We start from the raw sequence: 11,170 nt of genomic DNA, 5'->3' as shown, positions 1-11,170 counted from the left end.
GGGGTTTTGCGCAGTTCCCCGCGCCCCCGAAAAACTGCCTCGCAGCTCTGGGAGGGCTCAGTGGCGGTGGACCCTGTGGGCTATGGCGTGGCCTATGAAGAGGTAGACGACGGCTGCGAGGCCGTAGCCCGCGACGACCCGGGCCCAGGCCTCGTCGAAGGTGAAGAGGTCGTGGGACCAGCCGGCCAGCCAGCGGGCGCTGTCGTGGATGAACTGGACGAAACTGTTGGACGGGTTGGCGTCCAGCAGGTACATCAGGATCCACAGGCCCAGGATGAAGGCCATGACGTCGGCCACGATCGCGATGACCCGGCCGGCCTGATTGGCGCTGCTGTATCGAGGGGACATACCCTCCGGGTTGCCTCGTCCGGCCGTTCGAAACCATCCGGCCATTCGCCTTGCGTTCCAGTGGAGTTGGGGCGTCCGGCCCGTCGTGTTCCCCGCGGTCGCTGATGATCCTGACCCCTTGAGTGGCAGGAGGGCCGTTGTCCGTGTCCGGAGCAAGTCCCTCCGGCCCTTTGTCACCCCGCTCGTGCTCGGCGCCTTCCGCGCCTACGCGGACACCCTCGTGAAGGCCGGGGTCGCCACACCCCAGCCCGCCCCCGACGGTGGCCGCACGCTCCACCACGACCTGGACATGGGCGGGTTCACCGGTCTGCTCGACGGCGTGGACGACCCCAAGAACCCCTTCGACGGCACCGGAGCCGCCAAATGAACGGTGAAGGTGGGCGCGGCGGCCGCCTCGGCGCCCAGTGCCCGACGACGGCGCAGGAACTCCGCTTACCCGATACCGGCGTTGCTCTCGCCGTCGGTCATCAGCACGATGGCGACGGGCCGGCCCGGCTCCTCGATGTGTCGGCAGTTCCGGGCCCGCTGCCTGGGCAGTTCCGCACCCGGAACCGCAGGACCGGCGAAACCGACCCTGAACCCGGTGGCCATCTTCCGCTGAGGGCGGGGGAGTTCGCTCCCGCCGGGACCTCAGGAGCGGGCTGCCGGGAGGATCAGGAGTTCAATTCCGCCAACACGCGCAGTGACTCCCGGTCCGGCGCCAGGGCGAGCAGGTCGGTCACCGGGCCCGCCCGCCACGACTCCAGCCGCTCCGCGATGCGTTCGCGCGGACCGACGAGGGAGATCTCGTCGGCGAACGCGTCCGGGACGGCGGCGACGGCCTCCTCCCGGCGCCCGGCGAGGAAGAGCCGTTGGACCCGCCGGGCCTCCTCCTCGTAACCCATGCGGGCCATCAGGTCGGCGTGGAAGTTGCGGGCCGCGTGGCCCATGCCGCCGATGTAGAAGCCGAGCATGGCCTTCACCGGCAGCAGCCCCTCGGCGACGTCCGCGCAGACGCGGACCTGGGCCATGGGGGCGACCAGGAAGCCCTCCGGCGCCTCGGCGAGGGCCTTCTCGTACAGATGCGCCCGGCTCGGCGACCAGTACAACGGCAGCCAGCCGTCGGCGATCCGGGTCGTCTGCGCGATGTTCCGCGGCCCCTCGGCGCCCAGCAGGACCGGCAGATCGGGCCGCAGGGGGTGGGTGATCGGCTTCAGCGCCCTGCCGAGGCCCGTGCCGTCCGGCCCGCGATAGGGCACGGGATGGAACCGCCCTTCGGCCTCGACCGGGGCGGCCCGTCGCAGGACCTGCCGTACGACGTCGACGTACTCCCGGGTCGCCGTCAGCGGTGACTTGGGGAACGGCCGCCCGTACCAGCCCTCCACCACCTGTGGCCCCGACAGCCCGAGGCCGAGCGTCATACGGCCGCCGGACAGATGGTCGAGGGTGAGGGCGTGCATGGCCGTGGTGACGGGGGAGCGGGCCGCCATCTGAGCGACCGCCGTGCCGAGGCGGATGCGGGTGGTGTGCGCGGCGATCCAGGTGAGCGGCGTGAAAGCGTCCGAGCCCCAACTCTCCGCCGTCCACACGGAGTCGTACCCGAGGCGCTCCGCCTCCTGCGCGAGCGGGAGGTGCCGGGAGTCGGGGCCGCGGCCCCAATAGCCGAGCGCGAGACCGAGTCGCATACCCGTCCCTCTTTCTGACGTACTGTCAGATGCAGCGTGAGGGTACGACAACGGCCCCCCGTCCGGAAGGGCGAGGGGCCGTGTGTGCGTCAGGAGCGCTCAGCCGCGCTGGATGCCGCTGGTGTCCTGGAGGACACCACGACGGCCGTCCTGCGTCTGCGCGACCAGGGTCCCGCCGCGCTGCTCGACCGCCAGGTACCAGGTGCCCGGGGCGAGTTCGGCGATCGGGGACTGCGAGCCGTCCTCGGCGAACAGCGGACGCGGGACCGGAACCGCGAACCAGAACGGGGAGAAGTCGCCGCCGCCGCCCTGCGGAGCCTGCTGCGGCTGTCCGCCGAAGGGCTGCTGGGGCTGCTGCGGCTGACCACCGAACGGCGCCTGCTGCGGCTGACCCGCACCCGGGTAGCCGTAGCCACCGGCGGGCTGGCCGCCGCCGTAGGGCTGGGGGGCGGCGGGGCGGGGGGCGCCGACGAGCGGGGCCTTCAGAGCCGGGACCAGCGGACCGGCCACGGCTCCGGCGGCCAGCAGCAGGGTGGCGATCAGGGCGATGATCAGGCCCGTGCCCGCGCTGACGCCGTCGTTGCTGCCGCCGAAGTTGTCACCGCCGCCCATCGGGTCGAAGACGTTCCCGAGCGCGCTCCACGCGGCGAACACGGTCAGCGCGACACCGAACGGGCCGAGGTCGAGGCCCGCGACCTTCGGGACCTGCGGCAGGCCCCGGGAGACGACGACGAGCGCGGCGCCGGCGAGTCCGGCGAGGACCACGCCCATCAGCACCGGCCCGCTGCTCCACAGGCTGGGGATGTCAAAGCTGTCGGGAGCGCCATCGATCGAGTACAGGTCGAGGAACGACGCGATGAACAGCAACACCGCTGCTCCGATCACCACGCCGTCGCCCCGAGTGAGGGAGCGGATATTCACTACTTGTCCTTCGTCAGTCGTCGTCTCGTCATCGGCAGCGATGACACTATCGTCCGAACGATCAGGGCGTACGCCCGGATCACGGGCTAGGTCATCACCCCCGCAGGAAACTCACGATTCCCTCGGAGATCCCCCGCGCGGCCTTCTGCCGCCACGCGCCGCTGGTGAGCAGCGCCGCGTCCTTGCTATCGCGCATGTTGCCGCACTCGATGAACACCTTGGGAACTGTTGAGAGATTGAGACCGCCCAGGTCCTCCCGTGTGACGAGACCGGTGCCCTCGCCCACGTAGTTGGAGGGCGCGCTGCCGGTCGCGCGGACGAAGTTGCCCGCGATGCGCTCGCCGAGATCGCGCGAGGACGCGACGATCGGGCGGGTGTCGGCGGCGCCCGAGTTCACGGCCTTCGGCAGGATCACATGGAAGCCGCGGTTGCCGGTCCCCGAGCCGTCCGCGTGGATCGAGACCACCGCGTCGGCCTTCGCCAGGTTGCCGATGCGGGCGCGCTCGTCGATGCACGGGCCGTACGGCCGGTCCGCGTCGTGCGTCAGCTTCACCGTCGCGCCCTGCTGTTGCAGCAGCGTGCGCAGCCGGTGGGCCACGTCGAGGGTGAACGTGGCCTCCGTGTAACCGGAGTTGGTGGAGGTGCCGGTGGTGTCGCACTCCTTGCGGGTGGTGCCGATGTCCACCTTGCGGTTGATCTCGGTGGTGTGCCGGAAGTTGCCCGCGTTGTGGCCGGGGTCGATCACCACGACCTTGCCCGCGAGGGGGCCCGAGGGCGCCGCAGAGGTCGCGGACGGGCTCGGCGTCGGGTCGTCCCGGCCGGGTGCCTCGTCACCGGGGGCCGGGGACGCGCCGCGGGTGGCGGCGTCCGGGGTCGCGGCGGGGGTGGAGGAGGCCGCCGCGCGCTGCGGACCGCCCTCGTCCGCGGCCGTCGTCTCGTACACCAGCCAGCCCAGCAGCGCGCCCGGTACCAGCGCCGCGAGGGCGACGGTCAGCGGGCGGCGCCCACGGCGCGGCGGGGTCGGTTCGAATCCGGGACCTGTGTACGACACGCCTGCCACCCTAACCGCCGTTCGATCGGGGAGACGGTAGCGGACGAGCAGGACCGACGGGGGCGGTTGTCGTGGCGGACCGCCTGTTTATCGGGGTGCGCGGCGCGGCCGGCCCGTACTACGGTGACGTCGTCCAGGTGCGAAGGCCGCGGCTACTTCTCCTCCTAAGAAAAGATCGCCGCTGCCATCCCTGATCTCTGGACACCTGGCACCTCGTCCTGACGGTTCAGATTCCCGCGCCCGTGCGGCGCAGCACCCTCATCGAGCCTGTCGCCGAGACCTCCGTGAACGCTCCGGAGGCGAGTGCGCGCAGGTAGACGCGGTAGGGGGCCTGGCCGGTGAACTCGTCCACCGGGTCCGGGAACACGTCGTGGACGACCAGCAGCCCGCCCTCGGCGACATGCGGGGCCCAGCCCTCGTAGTCGCCGTTCGCGTGCTCGTCGGTGTGCCCGCCGTCGATGAACACGAAGCCCAGCGGGGAGTTCCAGAAGGCCGCGATCTGCGGCGAACGGCCGACCAGTGCCACCACGTGCTCTTCCAGGCCCGCGCGGTGCAGCGTGCGCCGGAACGTCGGCAGCGTGTCCATCAGGCCGATCTCCGGGTCGACCGTCTCCGGGTCGTGGTAGTCCCAGCCGGGCTGCTGCTCCTCGCTGCCGCGGTGGTGGTCGAGCGTGAGCGCGCTCACTCCCGCCGCCCGGGCCGCGTCGGCGAGCAGGATCGTGGAGCGCCCGCAGTACGTGCCGACCTCCAGCAGCGGCAGTCCAAGCGCCCCCGCCTCGACCGCGGCCGCGTACAGTGCGAGCCCCTCGTCGACGGGCATGAACCCCTTCGCGGCCTCGAAGGCGGCGAGGATCTCGGGCTTGGGGGCCGCGGCCATGCCGGTCCCTTTCGGTCGTACGTACAGGTCAGGCGGCTTATGCTGCCGCACCCCCTGCCGTGGGGACGACAGGGGGTGCGTGTGACGCGGCTTACGCGACGGCGCAACCCGTCCGCCCGCTTCCACGGGCGTGACCGCTTCTCCGTCCGGTTCTACGCGGTGACCGCTTCGTCGGCCTTGACGGCCAGGCGCGCCCCCTCCAGGCTCGCGTCCTCCTCGCTGCTCGCGCGCAACTGGTGGTCCCCCGCGGCGCGCTGCTTCGGCAGGCACAGCGCGAGCAGCAGACCGACGACGACGGCGGCGGTGGCGATCAGGAAGGACACCCGGAAGCCGTGCATGGTGGGGATCGCCACACCCCCCACGGTGTTCGCGGTGTTGGCCAGCACCATGCCGACGACCGCGCTGGACACGGACGTACCGATGGAACGCATCAGGGTGTTCAGGCCGTTCGCCGCGCCCGTCTCGGAGGCGGGAACCGCGCCGACGATCAGGGCCGGCAGGGAGGAGTAGGCCAGGCCTATGCCCGCGCCGAGGACGACCGCGATGACCAGGGCCTGCCAGGCGGCGCTCATCAGGCCGAGGCCGGCGCCGTAGCCGACCGCGATGATCAGCAGGCCGACGATCAGGGTGACCTTGGGGCCGTAGCGCGCGGACAGCCGGGAGTAGACGGGCGCGGTGAACATCATCGTCAGGCCGAGCGGCGCCACGAGCAGACCCGCGACGACCATCGACTGACCGAGGCCGTAGCCGGTGGACTCGGGGAGCTGGAGCAGCTGGGGCAGGACGAGCGAGACGACGTAGAAGGCGACGCCGACCATGATCGAGGCGAGGTTGGTGAACAGCACCGCCGGACGGGCCGTTGTCCGCAGGTCCACCAGCGGGGCCTGGGCGCGCAGCTCGTACACGCCCCACAGCAGCAGCACCGCGACCGACCCGGCGAACGGGCCGAGCGTCGTCGTGGACGACCAGCCCCAGTCGCTGCCCTTGGTGACGGGCAGCAGGAGCAGCACCAACCCGAGCGAGAGGCCGAGCGCGCCGGGCAGGTCGAAGGAGCCCTTCGCCCGCGTCGGGGACTCCGGTACGACGGTCAGGGTGAGGGCGATGGCCAGCGCGCCCAGTCCCGCGGCGCCGTAGAAGAGGACGTGCCAGTCGGTGTTCTGCGCGACCAGGGCCGCGGCGGGCAGGGCTAGGCCGCCGCCGACGCCGATGGAGGAGCTCATCAGGGCCATCGCCGAGCCGAGCCGTTCACGCGGCAGCAGGTCGCGCATCAGGCCGATCCCGAGGGGGATCGCGCCCATGGCGAAGCCCTGGAGCGTACGGCCGGCGATCATCGGGACGAGGGCGCTGGTGGCCGCGCTGACCAGGGCGCCGACGACCATCACGGAGAGGCTGGCGACCAGCATGCGGCGCTTGCCGTAGAGGTCGCCGAGGCGGCCCATGATCGGCGTGGCGACCGCGCCGGAGAGCAGGGTCGAGGTCAGGACCCAGGTGGCGTCGCTGGGCGCGGTGTCCAGCAGTTGCGGCAGGTCCTTGATGACCGGGACGAGCAGGGTCTGCATCACCGCGACGACGATGCCCGCGAAGGCGAGTACGGGGACGAGGGCGCCGAGTGCGCCGGGGGCGGCCGGGGTGCCGGGAGCGCTGCCGGCGGGCCGCTCGGTCGTGTGGGACATGGGGTGGGGCCTCCAGGCCGACGTGCGCGCGGGGACTGCTTGGGGGATTGGGGATCGGGGGTTGCTCGGGTACCGCTTGGGGTGCTGCTTCGGGGTTATGTGCAGGGAGAACCCGGTGCGCTTGGGCAACTATTCCGTTGTTTCGAGTACCTAACGAATTCTTGACCTTCTCTTGGCCGGGGATGTCAATAAGGTGCGGTATAGGACGAATTAGGCCTATGCCTGTCTCTGTCGCCGGTGCCATCCGCGGCGGACCGGCTCGCGCCGATGGGCGGTTGCGTGCGGTCTTCGGCGCCCTATCCGAGGTGTGGTCGCCGCAGGCGCGGGCCGGGCGGGAGGGGGAGGCGCTCGGTCCGGGGCCGCGCCCCGGCTTCTCAGAGCCAGCCCTGGCGGCGGGCCTCGCGCAAGGCCTCCGCGCGGTCGCGGGTGGCGGTCTTGCCGATCGCGGAGGAGAGGAGGTCCTGGACGGCGGACTCGGGCAGCCGGAGTGCCGTGGCGATGTCGGCGACCGTGGCGCCGTCGGCGGAAGCTCTCAGGGCGTCGCGTTCGCGGGCGGTCAGCGGACTCGTGCCGATGCCGGTGCCGGTACTGGTGCTCGTGCCGTGGGCTGCGGCGGCCAGGGCCGGGTCTATGACCGTCTCCCCGGTCAGGACCCGGCGGATCGCGGCCGCCAGGTCCTGTACGGGGCCGTCCTTCACCAGGAAGCCGGCCGCTCCCGCCTCCAGGGCCAGGCGCAGCCGGTCGGGTCCGGCGAAGGTGGCGAGGATCAGCACCCGGCAGTCGGGCACCTCGTCGCGCAGGGCGGCGGCGGCGTCCAGGCCGCTCATGCCGGGCAGTTCGATGTCCACCAGGGCCACGTCGGGGCGGTGCGCCAGCGCGGCGTCCACGATCGCGTCCCCGCCGGCCACCTGGGCGACGATGTCCAGGTCGGGTTCCATGCCCAGCAGCACCGCCAGCGCCCCGCGCCGCATGCCGTGGTCCTCGGCGAGCAGAACCCGGACGGATCTGGCGGGACGGTACTCACGGGGCATTTCGTTCACGGTTCAAGAGTAGGTCGGCGGGGCCGGCCCGGAGCCCTTCGGACGCGGACGGTTCGGCGACGGCGGCCCACGGGTCCGCGTGACGGGTGGCCCCTGTCTCTCATCTGACGTACCGTCAGGAGTCTTCACAAGTGCACGCCCCTGAGCTATACAAAGGTCGCCGGACTGGAACGCGTTCTAGGTTCGCCCGTGACGGCCTCGGTGCGGTCGACGGTGCGGACGTCCGCACCGAGGTCTCAGACCCGTCAGGAGCCCCATGCCCATCGATGCCGCCAAGGCGCTCGCCGCCGAACCCCGCTCCGGTGAGATCGCCTGGACCGCCAAGGACGTCCTGCTCTATCACCTCGGCATCGGCGCGGGTCTGCCCGCCACCGACCCCGACGAACTGCGCTACACCCTGGAGAGCCGGCTGCACGTTCTGCCGAGCTTCGCCACGGTCGCGGGTTCCGGTGCGCCCGGGGTGATCAGCGGGCTCTCCCTGCCCGGCGTCGAGGTCGACCTCGCCCGGGTGCTGCACGGCGGTCAGGTGCTCACCGTGCACCGCCCGATCCCGGCCGCCGGGGAGGCGACCACCACGTCGTCGCTGGCCGCGGTCTACGACAAGGGCAAGGCCGCGATCCTGGTGCTGCGCACGGACGTGGCCGACGCCGACGGGCCGTTGTGGACCAACGACGCCCAGATCTATGTGCGCGGCGAGGGCGGCTGGGGCGGCGACCGCGGCCCCGACACCAGGACGGCGCCGCCGGCCGGGCAGCCCGACCGGGTCCTGGAGCGGACCGTCCGCGAGGACCAGGCCCTCCTCTACCGCCTCTCCGGCGACTGGAACCCCCTGCACGCGGACCCCGACTTCGCCAAGACCGCCGGATTCGACCGGCCGATCCTGCACGGGCTGTGCACCTACGGCATCACCCTGAAGGCGGCCGTCGACACGCTGCTCGGCGGCGAGGTGACGAGGGTGCGCTCCTACGCCACCCGGTTCGCCGGGGTCGTCTTCCCGGGCGAGACCCTGCGCATCCGTCTGTGGGCGCAGGACGGCGGTGTCGTCCGGGCCGAGGTCACCGCCGTAGAGCGGGGCGACGCCCCGGTCCTCACGGACACGGTCGTGCACCACACCTGAGCGGGGCGAGCCGAACCGCGCCCGGGTGGGAACGTCCCCGCACCGCATCCGAGCCGGGGCGACCGTCGCCATGCCCGAGCGGGACGCCCCCGTACCCGACCCGGAGGACCGCGCACCACACCCGAGCCCGAACGAGCCCCGGAGCGGGCTCGACCCGAGGGGAGCCGCACCATGCGCGCAGCCGTACTGCACGAGACAGGCCAGGAGAAGTTGGAGGTCCTCGACGACGTCGAGGCGGTGGGCTTCGGTCCCGGCCGGGTCAGGATCCGGGTGCGGGCCACCGGCCTGTGCCACTCGGACCTGTCCGCGATGAGCGGCGTGCTGCCGCAGCCCGCCCCCTTCGTCCCCGGCCACGAGGGCGCGGGCGAGGTCGTCGAGGTGGGCGAGGGCGTCACCCGGGTCAAGCCCGGCGACCGGGTCGTGGTGTGCTGGCTGCCCGCCTGCGGCGCCTGCCCCGCCTGTCGGCGCGGGCAGACCGAACTGTGCCTGGCCGGGTTCATGAACGCGGGCACCCCCAACTTCAAGCGCCCCACCGGCGACGTCTTCGGCTTCGCCGGGACCGGCACCTTCGCCGAGGAGGTCGTGGTCGACGCGGGCTGCGCGGTACCGATCCCCGACGACGTGCCCTACGACATCGCCGCGCTCATCGGCTGCGGTGTCACCACCGGGCTCGGCGCGGCGCTCAACACGGCCGACCTGGACGCCGGTTCGTCGGTGGCCGTCATAGGCTGCGGCGGCGTCGGCATCTCGGCGATCCAGGGCGCCCGGCTCAAGGGGGCCGCCGAGATCGTCGCCGTCGACCCGGTCGCCTCGCGCCGCGAGGCCGCGCTCCGGTTCGGTGCCACGAGGGCGGTCGCGCCGGAGGAACTGGCCGACGCCAAGCAGCAGCTCACCGGCGGCGAGGGCTTCGACCACGTCTTCGAGGTCGTCGGCCGCTCGGCGACCGCACGCACCGCCTACGAGACGACCCGGCGCGGCGGCACCCTGGTCGTCGTCGGAGCGGGCGCCATGGACGACCATCTGCAACTCAACATGTTCGAGCTGTTCTTCGACGAGAAGCGGATCCTGCCGTCCATGTACGGGGGCGGCGACGTGCTCCGTTCCTACGAGCGCACGATCGCCCTGTGGCGGGCGGGCCGGATCGACCTGGAGGGACTGATCACCCACCGGGTGCCGCTGGCCGAGATCAACGAGGCCCTCGACCAGATGCGCACCGGCGCCGCCCTGCGCACCTGCGTGGAGATCTGATGTCCCTGCCGCTCCAGGGGCGCACCGCGATCGTCACCGGCGCCGGGCGCGGACTGGGCCGGGCCGAGGCGCTCGAACTCGCCCGGCTCGGCGCGGCCGTCGTCGTCAACGACTACGGGCAGCCCGGCCGGGACGGCTCGGGCGCGGCCGGCGCGGGGCCCGCCGAGGACGTCGTCGCCGAGATCCGCGCGGCCGGCGGCACCGCGCTCGCGCACACCGGGGACGTCGCCGACTTCGCCCAGGCGGGCGCGCTGGTCGGCCTGGCCGTCGCGGAGTTCGGCGGCCTCGACATCCTCGTCAACAACGCGGGCATCCTGCGCGACCGCATGGTCTTCTCCCTGACGGAGGTGGACTGGGACGCGGTCGTCCGTGTGCATCTCAAGGGCCACTTCAACACCACCCGGTTCGCCGCCGCGCACTGGCGGGAGCGGTCCAAGGCGCGGGGCGGGCCGGTGTACGGGCGGATCGTGAACACCTCCTCGGAGGCGTTCCTGGCGGGTTCCGCCGGGCAGCCCAACTACGCGGCGGCCAAGGGCGGGATCGTCGGCCTCACCACCTCCACCGCCCTCGCGCTCGCCAAGTACGGCGTCACCGTCAACGCCATCTGCCCGCGCGCCCGCACCCGGATGACCGAGGACGTCTTCGCGGGCCTCGCGGCGCCCGAGCAGGGCCTCGACCCGCTCGCCCCCGAGCACGTGGCCCCGCTCGTCGGCTATCTCGCCGCACCGGCCGCCGCCCGGATCAACGGGCAGTTGCTGGTGGTGCACGGCGGCATGGTCGCGGTCGTCGAACGGCCTCGGGTGCGGGCGCAGTTCGACAGCAAGCAGGAGACGTTCACGTACGACGAGCTCGACGCGCTGCTCACGCCGTACTACGCGGCCCGGCCGGACGGGGAGACCTTCGCGGCGGCGGAGGTGCTCGGGCTCAAGCGAAGCTGAGGCCGCCCTCGGGCCGACTCCGACCGAAGGGGGAACGGCCGCGACCGGAGGGGGAACGGCCGCGGCCCCGCACACCGGGTGGTGTGCGGGGCCGCGGACTCTTACCGTTCGTCCGGCCGTCAGGCCGCCGTCTCGGCCGGCTGCTCCGCCGGCTTGCGGTGGCGCCCACGCGGGGCCGACTCGGTGTCCTGCACCGAGACCGGGCCCCGGTGTCTGCCGTGGCCGGCCGCGTCGTGGACGTCGGCGGAAAGCCGCTGGGACGTACTGGCGTCGCTCATCGAAGAATTCACCCC

General features: G+C 72.6%; 12 protein-coding genes. 4 read left to right on the top strand and 8 right to left on the bottom strand.

Annotated elements, in window-relative coordinates:
* Nucleotides 1-57: 57 nt before the first annotated feature.
* Nucleotides 58-348 (bottom strand): hypothetical protein, encoded by a 291-nt coding sequence (locus ACZ6SQ_RS05445; protein WP_386380443.1) that lies wholly within the window; start codon nt 346-348, stop codon nt 58-60.
* Between the two features lie 118 nt (nt 349-466).
* Between ACZ6SQ_RS05445 and ACZ6SQ_RS05440 the strand changes: the two genes are divergently transcribed.
* On the top strand, nt 467-715 hold the full coding sequence (locus tag ACZ6SQ_RS05440) for a hypothetical protein (protein WP_469556949.1): 249 nt from the start codon (nt 467-469) through the stop codon (nt 713-715).
* A 286-nt stretch (nt 716-1,001) separates the two neighbouring features.
* On the opposite strand, the gene ACZ6SQ_RS05435 is transcribed toward ACZ6SQ_RS05440, so the two are convergent.
* From ACZ6SQ_RS05435 to ACZ6SQ_RS05410, 6 genes are all read right to left on the bottom strand, one after another.
* Complete coding sequence (locus ACZ6SQ_RS05435) at nt 1,002-2,012, bottom strand: LLM class F420-dependent oxidoreductase (protein WP_469556948.1); 1,011 nt, start codon at nt 2,010-2,012, stop codon at nt 1,002-1,004.
* Between the two features lie 99 nt (nt 2,013-2,111).
* Nucleotides 2,112-2,933, bottom strand: coding sequence for a hypothetical protein (locus ACZ6SQ_RS05430; protein ID WP_469556946.1), 822 nt, complete (start codon nt 2,931-2,933; stop codon nt 2,112-2,114).
* Nucleotides 2,934-3,027: 94 nt separating this feature from the next.
* Entirely contained in the window at nt 3,028-3,984 is a 957-nt protein-coding gene (locus ACZ6SQ_RS05425; protein ID WP_469556944.1) for an N-acetylmuramoyl-L-alanine amidase, read from the bottom strand.
* 226 nt (nt 3,985-4,210) lie between these two features.
* Complete coding sequence (locus ACZ6SQ_RS05420; RefSeq protein ID WP_469556942.1) at nt 4,211-4,861, bottom strand: class I SAM-dependent methyltransferase; 651 nt, start codon at nt 4,859-4,861, stop codon at nt 4,211-4,213.
* A 152-nt stretch (nt 4,862-5,013) separates the two neighbouring features.
* A complete protein-coding gene (locus ACZ6SQ_RS05415) occupies nt 5,014-6,534 on the bottom strand; it encodes an MFS transporter (protein ID WP_469556940.1) in 1,521 nt (506 codons plus the stop codon).
* Between the two features lie 374 nt (nt 6,535-6,908).
* On the bottom strand, nt 6,909-7,565 hold the full coding sequence (locus ACZ6SQ_RS05410; protein WP_469557210.1) for a response regulator: 657 nt from the start codon (nt 7,563-7,565) through the stop codon (nt 6,909-6,911).
* 265 nt (nt 7,566-7,830) lie between these two features.
* On the opposite strand from ACZ6SQ_RS05410, the gene ACZ6SQ_RS05405 reads away from it, so the two are divergent.
* From ACZ6SQ_RS05405 to ACZ6SQ_RS05395, 3 genes are all read left to right on the top strand, one after another.
* Nucleotides 7,831-8,691: a MaoC/PaaZ C-terminal domain-containing protein gene (locus ACZ6SQ_RS05405; RefSeq protein ID WP_469556938.1), complete on the top strand. Its 861-nt coding sequence runs from the start codon at nt 7,831-7,833 to the stop codon at nt 8,689-8,691.
* Nucleotides 8,692-8,862: 171 nt separating this feature from the next.
* Nucleotides 8,863-9,939 carry a Zn-dependent alcohol dehydrogenase gene (locus ACZ6SQ_RS05400; RefSeq protein ID WP_469556937.1) on the top strand — a complete coding sequence of 359 codons (1,077 nt, stop codon included), beginning with the start codon at nt 8,863-8,865 and terminating at the stop codon, nt 9,937-9,939.
* Entirely contained in the window at nt 9,939-10,877 is a 939-nt protein-coding gene (locus ACZ6SQ_RS05395) for a 3-oxoacyl-ACP reductase (protein WP_469556935.1), read from the top strand. The genes ACZ6SQ_RS05400 and ACZ6SQ_RS05395 overlap by 1 nt, the downstream gene beginning before the upstream one ends.
* Before the next feature lie 119 nt (nt 10,878-10,996).
* Here ACZ6SQ_RS05395 and ACZ6SQ_RS05390 read toward each other — a convergent pair whose 3' ends face one another.
* Nucleotides 10,997-11,155, bottom strand: coding sequence for a hypothetical protein (locus tag ACZ6SQ_RS05390; RefSeq protein ID WP_469556933.1), 159 nt, complete (start codon nt 11,153-11,155; stop codon nt 10,997-10,999).
* Between the last annotated feature and the right edge of the window lie 15 nt (nt 11,156-11,170).

The sequence above is a fragment of the Streptomyces sp. NPDC048600 genome (assembly GCF_055587025.1).
This window is presented reverse-complemented; position numbering and strand designations above follow the sequence as displayed.